This window comes from Bacillus cereus group sp. MYBK222-1 (assembly GCF_051916425.1).
GTDB lineage: Bacteria > Bacillota > Bacilli > Bacillales > Bacillaceae_G > Bacillus_A > Bacillus_A paranthracis.
This window is the reverse complement of record NZ_JBQAGP010000006.1, coordinates 177,067-192,002: the sequence shown is the minus strand read 5'-3', so window position 1 is coordinate 192,002 and position 14,936 is coordinate 177,067. Positions and strand designations below refer to the sequence as shown.

Here is a 14,936-nt window from a genome sequence, read left to right as displayed (position 1 = left end):
TATAATTATTTAAAAATAAAAAGCCATCAAAAAGATGGCTTTTTCATTATTATAAAATAGTAATCGCTTGTTTCCCCATTTGCTCCCACGCTTTCTCAAACTCTGCTCGTGGAACAGCAAAACGTGGATTATTTTTTAGAGGATCATTTACATATACAAAGTTTTGATCGTATCCAACAACTACTACACTATGCTCAAAATATGTAATTTTCACTTCACCAGAACTTGTATTCCATGTTTCAAAACTGCTTTCAGCTAGCGGCTTAAATGTTGTATTAATAATAACCCATACTGGAGAACCAGAACTAATTACCTTATATAGATCTTTCACATCTCTATCTGTTAAATTAATTACTTTTTCAGAAACGTATTTTTCTGCTAAATTAAAGATTGGTTTATTGTATACACCATATCCTGGTTCAGCTTTCGTATAAATATTTCCAACAAATCCCTCATACGGATTTCCACGCAAACCATTTTGTTCAAATGGAACTCGATGAATTTCACTAGCAAGTTGCATCTTATCTACTTGCACACCTTTATATTGTAGCAACATAGCTAAGCTTGTCACCTCACATCCACGAGGTAATTCTGGTAACTGCTTTATAAACGGAACATTTTCAATCATAGCCGCTTCTTTCATTTCAGATAGAAAATCTAAGCGTAGCACTTGTGCCTTTTGTATAATCTTATCTTTCCCTATAAAAAACGCTGCAGCAAATATAATTCCAAAAACAAAAAGATATTTTAACTTTTTCATTTTAAACAAAACTCCATCAATTATTATTTTACAGACATACCTCTTACCATTGTACCTTTCTTCTTGCTAGTTTGCTAGAAAGATTCTGTGAATTATTGTTCATAACTACACCGTTATAAAATTCTAATTATTTTTAATAAAAAGAAAAAACAATATACTTTTTAGCAACATTTTGCTAAAATCAAAATTATTAACATGGTGAAGATATCACCTTGTTAATAAACACATTCTTAGAGTATTTAGTCATAGTTCGTTTTTTTACATACTTCATTCATTTCATAGCAAATAAACTGAGTATGTGTCACATCCCCCACTAATGATTAAAAACTCAGAATGAAAACCAGTTAACACATATAAGAAAATAACGGGGTGAGGGGCATATGAATCAACAAGTAGAACAAACAGATTTAAAACGTACAATGAAAAGTAGACACCTATTTATGATTGCACTTGGTGGTGTTATCGGAACTGGCCTATTTATGGGATCTGGTCAAATCGTCCATAACGCCGGCCCTGGTGGTGCTATTCTTGCATTTTTAGTCGGTGGATTTGTTATGTATTTAACGATGTTATGTCTTGGTGAATTATCCGTAGCTATGCCAGAAGCAGGTTCATTCCAAAGCTATGCAAGCAAATTTATTTCACCTGGTTTTGGTTTTGTTGTCGGTTGGATGTATTGGTTAAATTGGGCTGTTACAGTTGGAGTAGAGTTAACAACTGTAAGTATTTTAATGAAACGATGGTTTCCAGACGTTTCTTCGTGGATTTGGTGTGTTACATTTGCGGCAGCACTCTTTCTTGTAAACGCTTTATCAGCAAAAGCATATGCAGAAGCAGAATTTTGGTTCGCAAGTGTAAAAGTCGCAACTATTGTTGTTTTCATCGTACTCGGTGGTGCAGTTATGTTCGGTCTACTAGACTTTAACGGAAAACCAGCTCCAATGCTTCACAATTTCACTGAAAATGGCGGCCTATTTCCAAATGGTGCATTAGCTGTTCTTCTTACAATGATTACAGTAAATTACTCCTTCCAAGGAACAGAATTAATCGGAATTGCTTCAGGAGAAAGTGAAAATCCTGAAAAAACAATTCCTAAAGCAATCAAAAATACCATTTGGCGCACACTATTCTTCTTCGTCCTAGCAATATCAGTTGTTGTAGGTTTACTCCCGTGGCAAGAGGCTAATCTAGTCGAAAGTCCATTTGTACTTGTATTTGATGTAGCTGGTGTTCCATATGCAGCAGACATTATGAACTTTGTTATTATTACAGCTGTATTATCCGTAGCCAATTCTGGTCTATACGCAAATTCGCGTATGCTTTGGGCGATGGCAAAACAAGGAATGGCAAGTCCAGCATTTACGAAATTAACTAAAAAAGGTGTACCACTAAACGCATTGATTTTCAGTCTAATCTTTGCAAGTCTATCCCTATTAACAAGTGTATTTGCAGCAGATACTGTCTTTTTAGTTTTAACATCTATCGCAGCAATGGCTGCTGTTGTCGTTTGGATGTCAATTGCGGCTTCACAGTTTTTCTTCCGTAGAAACTTCGTGAAAAACGGTGGTGACATAAATGATTTAAAATATCGCACACCACTTTATCCGCTCGTTCCAATCGTAGCGTTCTCACTCAATTTTATTACATTTGTTAGTTTAGCTTTCATTCCAGATCAGAGAATCGCTCTTTATTGCGGCATTCCATTTATGGTCATTTGTTACATTTTATATCAAGTGAAATATAAAAAAATTGTCACATTTGAACAACAACAGACTATTTCACAAGAAATAAACTAAATATACGAAATATTCAGCTATCTTTCTTATGATAAGATAGCTTTTTTCTATTTCTTGGGTATCCTGGTATAACTTTATTTATCTTAAAATTTTCACAATCGCATTTTTCTCTGGAAAATAGTTTACAATGTAATCAAGTTACAAATGATATTCACCTTAAAAAGTGTGCATTTGTGTCTATTTTTTAACAATATCTCAAAAACTATTGCCTTCTATAAATTAATAGGTTTATATTGTTTTATTGGCATAGTTTCAATCCAAGGAGAAAGGAGATTTTCAATCGTGCAACTAAAGAAAGCGTTTTGGAAGTTGGCTTCGCTTCTTCCGTTATCATTACTTCTGTTCCTCGGTGGCTGTGATAAAAAACTCGCAGTATTAAATCCGCAAGGACCTGTTGCAAAAGCACAGTATGATTTAATTGTTTGGTCATTCTTGCTTATGTCATTAATTATCGCAATTGTATTCATCTTGTTTACAGTCATCTTGATTCGTTATCGTGAAAAACCAGAGAATATGGACTATGAGCCACCTGAACAACACGGTAACACATTATTAGAAATCATTTGGACGCTTGTTCCTGTTATTATCGTTATCGCATTATCGATTCCAACAGTAAAAGCAACTTATGCTTCGGAAGAGGTTCCGAAAGAGTCCAAACATATTAAACCAGTGGAGATTTATGTTACATCTGCAAACTGGAAATGGTTATTCAGTTACCCAGAGGAAAAAATTGAAACCGTTAACTATTTAAACATCCCAGCTGGTGTACCAATTCAATTCAAACTGACTTCTGTCGGCCCAATGAATGCTTTCTGGGTACCAGAACTTGGTGGTATGAAGTACACAATGGATGGCATGATTATGGACCTTTATTTACAAGCTGACAAACCAGGTTCTTACCTAGGTCGTAGCGCGAACTTCTCTGGTGAAGGATTTACTCACATGGAGTTCGAAGTTGAAGCAAAAACTAAAGAGAAATATGACAAGTGGGTTAAAGAAGTACAACAAACTGCTCCTAAACTAACAGAAGATAAGTACAACGAAATTGTTAAACCTGGTGTAGTTGGTCGTATGACATTCTCTAGCCATCACTTAAGTTATGTAGATCCAAAATCACTTGAATATTGTGATTACAACTACTACAAAAACAAAAAATAATAGCTATAATTCCAACAGATTGGAGTGAACACAGTGAAGCTTGATGAATTCTTTGTCACAGGTGACCCGATTATTTACGGTGCAGACGCTTCTATCGTTCTTGTGACATTAGCAATCATTTTCGTACTAACTAAGTATAAAAAATGGAAATGGCTTTGGGACGAATGGTTAACAACTGTTGACCATAAAAAGATTGGGGCCATGTATATTATCTCTGCGGTTATTATGTTATTCCGTGGTGGTATGGACGGTTTAATGATCCGTGCACAGTTAACATTCCCTGAAACAACTTATTTAAACGCTGAACACTATAACGGAATCTTCACAACACATGGTACAGTTATGATTCTTTTCATGGCGATGCCATTCGTTATGGGATTAATGAACCTTGTAGTACCATTACAAATTGGTGCTCGTGACGTTGCATATCCGTTCTTAAATGCTTTAAGTTTCTGGTTATTCTTTGTCGGAGCAATGTTATTCAACATCGCTTTCGTAATCGGTGGTTCTCCAGACGCTGGGTGGACTTCTTACTTCCCAATGGCAGGTACAGAGTTTACTTCTGGTGTAGGAAATAACTACTACGCAATTGCATTACAGATTTCAGGTCTCGGTACGTTAATGACAGGTATTAACTTCCTTGTTACTATCTTAAAAATGCGTACACCTGGTATGACTTTAATGAGAATGCCAATGTTTACTTGGTCAATCTTAATTACAACGATTATCATTATTTTCGCTTTCCCAGTATTAACAGTTGCTCTTGCATTAATGACATTTGACCGTCTATTCGATGCTCACTTCTTTACGATGGCGAGCGGCGGTATGCCAATGTTATGGGCCAACCTATTCTGGGTATGGGGTCACCCTGAAGTATATATCGTTATTTTACCGGCATTCGGTATTTTCTCTGAAATCATTAGTACATTCTCACGTAAACGTCTATTCGGTTACAGTGCGATGGTATACTCAATGGTTGCAATTTCTTTACTAAGTTTCGTCGTATGGCTTCACCACTTCTTCACGATGGGTGCAGGTCCAGCGGTTAACTCATTCTTCTCGATTTCGACAATGGCGATTTCGATTCCAACCGGGGTTAAGATCTTTAACTGGTTGTTTACACTGTATAAAGGACGTATTCGTTTTACAGTTCCAATGCTTTGGTCATTGGCATTTATTCCAAACTTCGTAGTCGGTGGGGTTACAGGGGTTATGCTTGGTATGGCAGCAGCTGATTATCAGTACCATAACAGCTACTTCCTAATCGCTCACTTCCACTACGTATTAATCGCAGGTACAGTATTCGCTATGCTTGCTGGATTCACATTCTGGTATCCAAAAATGACTGGTCATATGTTAAATGAACGCCTAGGTAAATGGACATTCTGGATCTTTATGAGCGGATTCAACATCTGTTTCTTCCCAATGTACTTCTTAGGTTTAGACGGTATGACTCGTCGTATGTACACTTACTCTGAAAGTCTTGGATGGGGATGGCTAAACCAAATCGCATCTGTTGGTGCGGTAATGATGGGTATCGGCTTCCTACTTCTTTGCTACAACGTAATTTGGAGTGCTCGTCACGGTGAACGTGACACAACTGGAGATCCATGGGACGGCCGTACACTTGAATGGGCAACTCAATCTCCTGTACAACATTACAACTTCGCAAAACTTCCTGAAATCAAAGAAGCTGATGCTTTCTGGTACATGAAAAAACGCGGAGAAACAGTTACACCAGCAGCAGAAGACATCAAACCAATTCACATGCCAAGTAACTCTGGTGTGCCTATTATTGCGTCTGGATTCTTCGGTCTTGCAGGTTTCGCATTAGTATTTAGCTGGTTCTGGCTTGCAGCAATCGGCGGCATTGGTATTTTAGCTTGCTTAATCTATCGTTCATTCGATTACGATGAAGGTTACTATATTAGTGTTGATGAAATTAAAAAATCAGAACATGTAGCATGAGAGGTGAAATGATATGGCGGCTTTAGATAAAAGCTTACCTTTGGAATATCAATCCGAACAAAGCAGATTGAATATCCTAGGATTCTGGATTTTTCTTGGGGCTGAAATTATGCTGTTCGCAACACTTTTCGCCTCTTATCTAGTACTTGCTGGTCGTACGGCAGATGGCCCAACACCAGCACAACTGTTTGAACTTAAAACGCTTTTAATTCAAACATTACTACTTTTAACAAGTAGTTTCACATGTGGTATCGTGATTCACGAAATGCGTAAGCACAACCAAAAAGCAATGCTTGGATGGTTCGTCCTTACATTACTTTTAGGTGCAGGCTTCCTATTCTTCGAGATTGAAGAGTTCATTATGTATATTGGTGAAGGCGCAACAATTCAAACAAGTGCTTTCCTATCTGGATTCTTCGTTCTTCTTGGAACACATGGAGCCCACGTAACAGGCGGTATCATTTGGGCAATTTGTGTTATTATCCAAATTTTAAAACGAGGTTTAACACCAGTTACAGCTCGTAAAGTATTCATTATCAGCTTATACTGGCATTTCCTTGATTTAGTTTGGGTCTTTATTTACACACTAGTTTACTTGAACGGGATGGTGGCGTAAATGGGTCAAAATAACAATCAAGCAAACGGGCATGCGCATAGCGGATTCCCTTGGTCACACGTTTTCGGATTTATTTTATCGCTTGCACTAACGTTTCTAGCGTTATACGTGGCACTTTATACAAACCTGCCACTATCAACGATCTTAACTACCATTATCATAATGGCTGTTGCGCAAGCGTTGTTACAATTAATTATGTTCATGCATTTAAAAGAAGGAGAAGGAAGAGTTCAAGTTCTTACTATGATTTACAGTTTCTTCGTTGCAACTGCAACAGTTGGTTTAACTGTATGGATCTTCTTCTCAATGTAATGTACATGAAAAAGACTGCTGAGATTCCTCAGCAGTCTTTTTTTATTCCCTCCCCTATTACATCCACATTACGGAATTAACAACAGAATCATGAAAAATATACTTATTATGACAAATGTTAAGAAAACTCTTTCTTTATGAAATCGAATCCATATGCGTTGCTTTTCTACCTATTATATGGCTAAATAAGTACTATATTTATTTGAAGGGAGAGAACGCAATGGAACATCACACTTCTGTTCTATCACTTATGGTTGTCGTTGCAATCGCGTTTTTCGTTCCCCTTTTGTTACAACGCTTTAAATTAAAAGCACTTCCTGTCGTTGTTGCAGAAATCATCGCAGGAATCTTTGTAGGTAAAAGTGGGTTTAATATTATTGAGCCAGATATGTGGCTTCAAGTCTTATCGACACTAGGATTTATCTTTCTTATGTTTTTAAGCGGTTTAGAAATTGATTTTTCTATCTTTAAACAAAAAGGGAAAAAGAATACGACAAACGAACCAAACACATTCCAAGCAGCAAGTGTTATCTTCTTATTTATTTTCATCTTATCTTATGCCCTATCATTACTATTCGTATGGTTAGGATTTGTAGATAATGCAATGTTTATGACTTTAATCATTTCAACAATCTCTTTAGGTGTTGTCGTACCAACATTAAAAGAGAATAACTTAGGAAAAACAGCAATTGGGCAAATCATTTTATTAGTCGCTGTTATTGCGGATTTAGTTACAATGATTTTACTCGCTGTATTCGTCGGATTAAATTCCGAAAGCGGCCAAAGCATGTGGCTTCTTCTTCTTCTATTCGGCGCTGGTATTGTTATTTACTTCGTTGCAAAACGTTTTAAAAACATTCCATACTTAGATAGCTTAAAAGCTGGGAGTGTACAAATTGATACACGAGCTGTTTTTGCACTCATCTTAATATTAGTTGGGTTATCTGAATCCGTTGGAGCTGAAAATATTTTAGGCGCCTTCTTAGCAGGTGTACTCGTATCATTATTATCACCAAATGAAGATATGGTTGAAAAACTGGATTCTATCGGATACGGTTTCTTCATTCCTATTTTCTTCGTAATGGTTGGTGTAAATTTAGAGGTTTGGTCTATTTTTAAAGAGCCTTCTAGTATGCTAATGATTCCAATTCTAATTGTAGGACTCTTTATCTCAAAACTGTTACCATCACTCGTTTTACGAAAATGGTATCCACGTAATATCGTACTGGGGAGTGCCATCTTATTAACATCGACACTTTCTTTAGTTATTGCAGCTGCACAAATTGGTGAAAAGCTAGGGATCATCAGTCCAAGTTTATCTGCTTCCCTTATTTTAAGCGCAGTTATTACTTGTATTTTCGCACCTATATTATTTAAAAAGATGTTCCCAAAAGTGGAAACACCAAAACCAAAAGTTTCAATTATTGGTGCGAGCAGAATTACCCTTCCGTTATCACTTGATTTAAAACGAGAAGATTATGACGTAACACTATATATGATGCGTCAAAATAAAATAAATGATGAGGAAGCGAAATCGCACGACTTCCCTATTGTGAAATTAGATGACATCACAATTGCATCATTAACCGAACAAACAGCATTTCATGCAGACCGCGTTGTTGTTGCAACAAGTGATGATGAACAAAACTTACTATTAGCAGAACATGCAAAAGAACTAGGTGTTGAACATGTTATTGCAAGTGTAGAAGATCCGCTTCTACAGGAAAAAGCAACACAAGAACATATCGCCGTATTCTCAACCATTAACTCTACACGTATTCTATTACGTGCATTAATTGATAAACCGAGTCTCGTTCGCTTAATTACAACAGCAAACGAAACAGTCCGTGAAGTTGAACTACGAAGCAATAAATATAACGGCGTTGCACTTCGTCGCCTTCCGTTTCTAGGTGATGTACTAGTCATTCAAATTTATCGTGGGAATAAAGCATTAATCCCGCATGGTGATACAAGACTACAACACGGTGACACATTACTTGTAACAGGCTCAAAGGAACATATCGATACACTAAAAAGCATATTAGAATAGAAAAATGCCCCTTACATAATTAAGGGGCATTTTTTTCCATTCCATATGGTAAAATGTTACTATCACATATTATGAGGATGGATTACATTATGTCTATTATAACTTTAGCTCTCTTATTATTAGCAGAAATACTCGTTGCCATTATTCTCATCGGTGTTAGTATTGAAATTTGTAGTTACGGATGGAAAAGATCAAATGGAATAAAATACTCTTGCCTCTTACTTTCACTCCTTCTCGGAACCGCTAGTATACTCGGACTTTTCGCCGCACCTGCCTATTTCTTTATACAATTAACAGAAAAAGCCTTATAAGAAAGGGTGTTAATATGATTACCGTGAAAAATATTGATGGATCTGAAACTTACGTATTACGTCAAAAAATTTTGCGCCCGAATCAAACATTAGCAGATTGTAAATACCCTTCTGACTATGAAACAGATACCTTTCACTTAGGCGCATTTATAAACGATCAACTTATTAGTATCGCTTCTTTCTCAAAGGAAATGCATCCCGACTTACAAGCAGGTATGCATTATCGTCTACGAGGAATGGCCACATTGCCTGAGTTTCGAAACAACCACGCTGGAAGCTCCTTAATTCAGAAAGCAGAACAAATCTTACAAGAGCGTCAAGCAAATATGCTATGGTGTAATGGCCGAATTACTGTAGCTGACTATTACAAGCGCTTAGGCTTCCAAGAACATGGTGAAATCTTTGAAATTGAACCAATTGGCCTTCATAAAGTACTGTATAAAAGAATATAAGAAAAGCTTTCCGCAATACGGGAAAGCTTTTCTTATATTTCAATCTTCACTTTTTATCTTTTTCATATATATGTATATAAACAGACTAGGAACTAAAAAACAAGCAAACATAATAAGTCCTGTCATACTAATTTCCTTTATCGAAATATCTGGTGTTACAACGATACAAATAGCTAAAATCCCAATAATAATACTTACCGGAATGAATAATAGTTTCATAAAATAGCTGCGTGATACTCCCCCTGTATGCTCATACACTTCCACTGAATTTTTCAGATTTAAAAAGTTAATAACTACAATCCCACCCATAAATACCATTAATAAATCCGAAACACTTTCATATCCTGCATCTTGCAAAACGTAGCGATAAAAAACAATACCTAGTATGAAAATATTTTGTAAGATGAAAACTAATCTAATATGTTTTAACCCCTCAATCATTAAACGTTCATCTTTCACAATTTTCATCGAATCACTCCTTTTCCTCCCAAAACAAATCATTCAAAGTTTTATCCACTGCATAACAAATTTTCAAACATAAATCTAAAGACGGATTGTATTTGCCCTTCTCAATTAAACTAATCGTTTGCCTTGTAACGCCTACTTTTTCTGCTAATTGTTGCTGTGTTAAATCTAACTGAACACGCGCGACTTTTATTTTACTTACAGCCATTCATGTTCCCCCTCCATCCATATTGTAACATATATATTCCATTAAGTAATTTATATTTTGCGTGACTGATTATAGTTTCACTTTATTATACACAAAAAAGGAGCCCCTCATAAGAAGCCCCCTCTCCTATATTATAAGAATAAATGACATCCAAATAAAATTGTAAATAAGTAGAGTAACGGATGTACCTCCATCCCTTTCCCTTTCACAATTTTTAAGACTGGATACACTAAAAATCCAATTGCAATTCCATTCGCAATACTAGACGTTAACGGAATACCAACGAAAATTAAAAATGCTGGTAATGCATCTTCAAATTCATTCCAATTAATATCACGAATACTTTGTGCCATTAAACTACCTACAATAATTAATGAAGGAGCTGTAATAGCGGCTACACTTGATAAAGAAGCAATAACAGGGCTGAAGAATGCTGTTATAATCGTTAGGCCAACTACTACAATACCTGTTAATCCTGTTTTACCACCTGCAGCAATACCAGCTGAAGATTCAATCGTCGCTGCTGTTGGGCTTGTCCCAAAGATAGAACCTGTAGTACCGCCAATTGCATCCGCAATAAATGCTTTACCAAAACGTTTCTCTGTATTATCTGTAATTAAACCTGCTTGTTTAATTAAACCGAGTAATGCTCCTGTTGTATCAAATAACAGTACAAGTAAAAATGAAAATACAACGCCATATAATCCGTATTCAATTACATCTGAAAAGGCGTTAATTGGATTTGAAACGATAATCCCCTCTGGTAAATGAGGCATCGCAACAATTTTATCCGTAAACTTCAGCTGCCCTGTAAAGAAGGCGATAATTCCTGTCACAATCATACTAATAAATAATGCACCGCTCACACGCAATGTCATTAATACCGCCGCTAAAATCAAACCAATTAAAGTTAAAATAACGGCTGGAGAATGGAAATCACCAATCGTAACTAAGTTAGATGGATGATCAACGATAATTCCAGATAGACGTAATCCAATAAAAGCAATAAATAACCCAATTCCACCTGCAATTGCATGTTTTAAACTATCAGGAATTGCGACAATAAGCTTTTGCCTAAATGAAGTGAAAGATAATAAAAGAAAAATGATACCTGTTACAAATACTGCTGAAAACGCAATGACATATGTAATCCCCTCTGCCTGTTGAACGACAGAATAAGCAAAATACGCATTCATTCCCATAGCTGGAGCAATAACAATTGGATAGTTAGCTAAAAACGCCATACATAGCGTCCCTACAACAGTCGCAATAATAGTTGCCGTAAAAGCTTGATCAAATGGTACACCTGCATCAGATAATATTTTCGGATTGATGACAAGAATATACGCAAATGTAAAAAAAGTTGTGATGCCAGCTAAAAGCTCTTGCTTCACAGAAGTGTTATATTTTTGTAATTGAAACATGGTTATGTACCCTTCCTACATCTGAATTATTATCACACATTCTTTTCTTACTAGTATGTGAGAAAATATAATACTTAATCTTAACAATCAATAAAAAGAAGAGTCAATATATTCGCTAATAGTTCGAATTTTAAGTTTAAGTCTGACAAGTACAGATGTAGTACAGTTAATAATGATTATTTTTGTAGCATAACAGATGGAAATGTTTTATAATTTGAAATAGTTAAATATTTAGTAAACGCATTCAAATATCGTTCACTCTACAAGGGGGATTCTTCTTATGCAGCACACAAACAAATCTGGAACTTTAAACCGAGGTTTAAAAGAACGACATATTACTTTAATGTCACTCGGTTCAGCTATTGGCGTTGGACTATTTTTAGGATCTGCTTCTGCTATTAAACTAGCTGGTCCTTCTATTTTACTAGGCTATATGATTGCTGGACTCGTTATTTTTTTCATTATGCGAGCACTCGGAGAAATGGCAATTGAACAACCTGTTGCTGGCTCTTTTAGTAAATATGCATATGATTATCTTGGACCACTAGCTGGCTATATTACCGGTTGGAACTACTGGTTCTTATGGGTTGTTACTTGCATGGCTGAAATTACGGCTGCTGGCATTTACATGCAGTACTGGTTCCCAGATATTCCGCGCTGGACTTGGGCTTTACTCGCTCTATTATTAATGAGTGCTTTCAACTTTTTATCTGTAAAAGTATTTGGAGAACTTGAATTTTGGTTTGCTCTCATTAAAATTGTCACAATTATCTGTATGATAGTAGTTGGGGCTGGTATTATTTTATTTGGCTTTGGAAACGGTGGTATCGCTACTGGCATTTCAAACCTTTGGTCACATGGTGGCTGGTTCCCAAATGGTTTTTCTGGGTTACTCCTCTCCATGCAAATGGTGCTATTCGCTTATTTAGGCGTTGAATTAATCGGCGTTACAGCGGGTGAAGCGCAAAACCCGAAAAAAACACTCGCAAAAGCAATCGATAACGTATTTTGGAGAATATTACTGTTCTACGTTGGGGCTCTATTCGTTATGATGGCAATTTATCCATGGAACGAACTTGGTGAGAAAGGAAGTCCATTTGTATTAACATTCCAACAAATCGGTATCGCAAAAGCAGCAGGAATTATTAACTTCGTCGTATTAACAGCAGCTCTTTCTTCTTGTAATGGTGGTTTATTTAGTACAGGCCGCATGCTGTATACATTAGCTCAACAGAAAAAAGCTCCGGAAAGATTCGGTCGTTTAAATAAAAATGGCATTCCAAGCCAAGGAATTGTAGCAACAGCAATCGTTTTACTCGTTGGTGTTATATTAAACTATCTTGTGCCCGCAAAAGTATTTACATGGCTCACTAGTATTTCAACTTTCGGGGCAATTTGGACTTGGGGTATTATATTAGTCGCTCAAATTAAGTTCCGTAAAAGTTTGCCGACGCAAAACAAACAAAAGTTATCGTATAAAATGCCTTTATACCCATTAAGTTCATATTTCTCACTTGCTTTCCTTGCACTCGTATTATGTATAATGGCGTATTCAGAAGATACAAGGATTGCATTAATTGTTGGACCAATTTGGCTTATCGGTTTAGCTGTCGTGTATTACATGAAAGGTTTTCATAAAGTTGATGAAACACCTAATTCAAAAATTAGTTAAGCAAAACATCCCTTCCTTATTACTTGGAAGGGATATTTTTATGCCTATATAAATATTTCTCAACAAATTTCACGGTATTTTTACAAATTTTTAATATTTTTTATGTTTTCCGTCTTTATTTTTACAGAAAAATAAATTACATTATTAAAGCACATATATTTATTATTAGGGGGATTCTTCTATGAAGAATAAAAAGTGGATTACATTTTCTTTAGCAACAGCAATTACACTAAGTATAGGGACTTCGTTCATACCGTCTATTTATGCAGAAAGCTCTGTAGACCCAGCTCCTGAAATTGCTGCAAAAGTTGTAAATCAAAACAATGGGAAAAAAGTATTATTCGATAATACACACGGTCAAACTGCCGGGACTGCTGACTGGGTTATCGATGGTGGCTTTTCTGATTTCGGAAACGGCATTGCCCAAAACGGCTATCATGTAAAAGAACTACGTAAATCAACACCGATTACATACGAAGATTTAAAAGACTACAATGTGTTTATCGTTCCAGAAGCAAATATTCCTTACAAAAAATCTGAACAAGATGCTATGTTACAATACGTGAAAAATGGCGGTAGTATCTTCTTCATTGCCGATCATTATAATGCAGATCGTAATAAAAATCGTTGGGACTCTTCTGAAGTATTTAACGGATATAGACGCGGTGCTTGGGATAATCCAGCAAAAGGAATGTCTAACGAAGAAGCCAATTCACAAGCTATGCAAGGAGTAGAAAGCTCTGATTGGCTATCTGACAACTTCGGTATTCGCTTCCGCTATAATGCAATCGGTGATGTTTCCGCTAAAAATATTGTATCACCTGAACAATCATTCGGAATTACAGAAGGGGTTTCATCTGTAGCAATGCATGCTGGTTCTACTTTAGCAATTACAAATCCAAAACTAGCAAAAGGACTTGTTTATCTTCCAGAAAATCCAGCAAAATGGAATAACGCTGTTGATAGCGGTGTGTATAACGGCGGTGGTGTTGCAGAAGGTCCTTATGCTGCTATCGCAAAAGTAGGGCTTGGAAAAGCTGCCTTTATTGGAGACTCTTCTCCTGTTGAAGATGCTACGCCAAAATACGTTCGTGAAGACTCTGGCCAAACAAAGAAAACTTACGATGGATATAAAGAAGAAAACGATGCGATTTTACTAGAAAATATCGTAAATTGGCTATCGAAAAAAGAGACATTTACAAGTTTAGACCAAGTAAATGGTTTACAACTTGATTTACCTACCACTTTACAAACATTTGAACAACCAAGCTTATCAACTGAGCCACAACCTGAACCTTGGAGTGCGCCAAATGCAGGTTATCAATGGTTTAATACAAATACTTTTAAACCTGGTTCATATGGCTATAACGGTGCAGTAACAGCAAATGACTACGTAGTTACACACCCTAGCACTCTACCAAACAATGAAGTGTTCCAAATCAAAATTCAAGTAAATAACTTATTACCAAACACAACATACAATAATTATTCTTTAGGTATATTCACTACTGGCGGTACACAAGTAGCAAAAGTTCAAAATACAAACGGCACTTGGCCATCTACTTTCGGATATAGTAGTGCATTTTCTTTCACAACAAACAGCTTAGGTTCTGCTGAAAAAATTGTGAACGTACAAATCGATCCAAATACGACTGGACAAGCAACACTTCGTCTACGTCAAAATACAACAGCGAAATATAGTGAGACTGTAACGATTAATAAGAAATAATGAAAAAGGCAATCC

14 protein-coding genes are annotated in these 14,936 nt (G+C 36.2%); 10 read left to right on the top strand and 4 right to left on the bottom strand.

Annotation, left to right across the window (positions count from 1 at the left end):
- Window positions 1-49: 49 nt before the first annotated feature.
- On the bottom strand, window positions 50-760 hold the full coding sequence (locus ACTFR9_RS22380; RefSeq protein WP_000734470.1) for a C39 family peptidase: 711 nt from the start codon (window positions 758-760) through the stop codon (window positions 50-52).
- A 380-nt stretch (window positions 761-1,140) separates the two neighbouring features.
- Here ACTFR9_RS22380 and ACTFR9_RS22375 point away from each other — a divergent pair, with 380 nt between their 5' ends.
- From ACTFR9_RS22375 to ACTFR9_RS22340, 8 genes are all read left to right on the top strand, one after another.
- Window positions 1,141-2,556, top strand: coding sequence for an amino acid permease (locus ACTFR9_RS22375; protein ID WP_001076078.1), 1,416 nt, complete (start codon window positions 1,141-1,143; stop codon window positions 2,554-2,556).
- Between the two features lie 282 nt (window positions 2,557-2,838).
- Entirely contained in the window at window positions 2,839-3,714 is an 876-nt protein-coding gene (locus ACTFR9_RS22370) for a cytochrome aa3 quinol oxidase subunit II (protein ID WP_001176167.1), read from the top strand.
- Between the two features lie 33 nt (window positions 3,715-3,747).
- Entirely contained in the window at window positions 3,748-5,682 is a 1,935-nt protein-coding gene (qoxB, locus tag ACTFR9_RS22365; RefSeq protein WP_000762372.1) for a cytochrome aa3 quinol oxidase subunit I, read from the top strand.
- A 13-nt stretch (window positions 5,683-5,695) separates the two neighbouring features.
- Window positions 5,696-6,298: a cytochrome aa3 quinol oxidase subunit III gene (gene qoxC, locus ACTFR9_RS22360; RefSeq protein WP_000729317.1), complete on the top strand. Its 603-nt coding sequence runs from the start codon at window positions 5,696-5,698 to the stop codon at window positions 6,296-6,298.
- Complete coding sequence (gene qoxD / locus ACTFR9_RS22355; protein ID WP_000531380.1) at window positions 6,299-6,610, top strand: cytochrome aa3 quinol oxidase subunit IV; 312 nt, start codon at window positions 6,299-6,301, stop codon at window positions 6,608-6,610. It begins immediately after the preceding gene.
- 220 nt (window positions 6,611-6,830) lie between these two features.
- On the top strand, window positions 6,831-8,660 hold the full coding sequence (locus ACTFR9_RS22350) for a monovalent cation:proton antiporter family protein (RefSeq protein ID WP_000399995.1): 1,830 nt from the start codon (window positions 6,831-6,833) through the stop codon (window positions 8,658-8,660).
- 53 nt (window positions 8,661-8,713) lie between these two features.
- Window positions 8,714-8,971, top strand: coding sequence for a DUF4022 family protein (locus ACTFR9_RS22345; protein ID WP_001996702.1), 258 nt, complete (start codon window positions 8,714-8,716; stop codon window positions 8,969-8,971).
- Between the two features lie 14 nt (window positions 8,972-8,985).
- Window positions 8,986-9,423 (top strand): GNAT family N-acetyltransferase, encoded by a 438-nt coding sequence (locus ACTFR9_RS22340; protein ID WP_000633748.1) that lies wholly within the window; start codon window positions 8,986-8,988, stop codon window positions 9,421-9,423.
- 39 nt (window positions 9,424-9,462) lie between these two features.
- Here the strand turns inward: ACTFR9_RS22340 and ACTFR9_RS22335 are convergent, their stop codons facing one another.
- The 3 genes from ACTFR9_RS22335 to ACTFR9_RS22325 all read right to left on the bottom strand — a co-directional run bounded on the left by ACTFR9_RS22335 (window position 9,463) and on the right by ACTFR9_RS22325 (window position 11,520).
- On the bottom strand, window positions 9,463-9,891 hold the full coding sequence (locus tag ACTFR9_RS22335) for a hypothetical protein (RefSeq protein ID WP_061185403.1): 429 nt from the start codon (window positions 9,889-9,891) through the stop codon (window positions 9,463-9,465).
- A 4-nt stretch (window positions 9,892-9,895) separates the two neighbouring features.
- On the bottom strand, window positions 9,896-10,096 hold the full coding sequence (locus ACTFR9_RS22330) for a helix-turn-helix transcriptional regulator (protein ID WP_000301182.1): 201 nt from the start codon (window positions 10,094-10,096) through the stop codon (window positions 9,896-9,898).
- Between the two features lie 131 nt (window positions 10,097-10,227).
- Window positions 10,228-11,520, bottom strand: a complete 1,293-nt coding sequence (locus ACTFR9_RS22325; RefSeq protein ID WP_000487209.1) for an NCS2 family permease — start codon at window positions 11,518-11,520, stop codon at window positions 10,228-10,230.
- A gap of 280 nt (window positions 11,521-11,800) precedes the next feature.
- Here ACTFR9_RS22325 and ACTFR9_RS22320 point away from each other — a divergent pair, with 280 nt between their 5' ends.
- Both ACTFR9_RS22320 and ACTFR9_RS22315 read left to right on the top strand, forming a co-directional pair.
- Window positions 11,801-13,192 carry an amino acid permease gene (locus ACTFR9_RS22320; protein ID WP_229136718.1) on the top strand — a complete coding sequence of 464 codons (1,392 nt, stop codon included), beginning with the start codon at window positions 11,801-11,803 and terminating at the stop codon, window positions 13,190-13,192.
- 181 nt (window positions 13,193-13,373) lie between these two features.
- Complete coding sequence (locus tag ACTFR9_RS22315) at window positions 13,374-14,921, top strand: DUF2194 domain-containing protein (RefSeq protein WP_229136717.1); 1,548 nt, start codon at window positions 13,374-13,376, stop codon at window positions 14,919-14,921.
- The last annotated feature ends 15 nt before the right edge of the window (window positions 14,922-14,936 follow it).

Excerpts from the sequence above, each read along its gene's own strand:
- ACTFR9_RS22380 (WP_000734470.1), bottom strand. The coding sequence starts at position 760 with ATGAAAAAGTTAAAATATCTTTTTGTTTTTGGAATTATATTTGCTGCA.
- ACTFR9_RS22375 (WP_001076078.1), top strand. The coding sequence starts at position 1,141 with ATGAATCAACAAGTAGAACAAACAGATTTAAAACGTACAATGAAAAGT.
- qoxC (WP_000729317.1), top strand. The coding sequence starts at position 5,696 with ATGGCGGCTTTAGATAAAAGCTTACCTTTGGAATATCAATCCGAACAA.
- qoxD (WP_000531380.1), top strand. The coding sequence starts at position 6,299 with ATGGGTCAAAATAACAATCAAGCAAACGGGCATGCGCATAGCGGATTC.
- ACTFR9_RS22350 (WP_000399995.1), top strand. The coding sequence starts at position 6,831 with ATGGAACATCACACTTCTGTTCTATCACTTATGGTTGTCGTTGCAATC.
- ACTFR9_RS22345 (WP_001996702.1), top strand. The coding sequence starts at position 8,714 with ATGTTACTATCACATATTATGAGGATGGATTACATTATGTCTATTATA.
- ACTFR9_RS22340 (WP_000633748.1), top strand. The coding sequence starts at position 8,986 with ATGATTACCGTGAAAAATATTGATGGATCTGAAACTTACGTATTACGT.
- ACTFR9_RS22335 (WP_061185403.1), bottom strand. The coding sequence starts at position 9,891 with ATGAAAATTGTGAAAGATGAACGTTTAATGATTGAGGGGTTAAAACAT.
- ACTFR9_RS22330 (WP_000301182.1), bottom strand. The coding sequence starts at position 10,096 with ATGGCTGTAAGTAAAATAAAAGTCGCGCGTGTTCAGTTAGATTTAACA.
- ACTFR9_RS22325 (WP_000487209.1), bottom strand. The coding sequence starts at position 11,520 with ATGTTTCAATTACAAAAATATAACACTTCTGTGAAGCAAGAGCTTTTA.
- ACTFR9_RS22320 (WP_229136718.1), top strand. The coding sequence starts at position 11,801 with ATGCAGCACACAAACAAATCTGGAACTTTAAACCGAGGTTTAAAAGAA.
- ACTFR9_RS22315 (WP_229136717.1), top strand. The coding sequence starts at position 13,374 with ATGAAGAATAAAAAGTGGATTACATTTTCTTTAGCAACAGCAATTACA.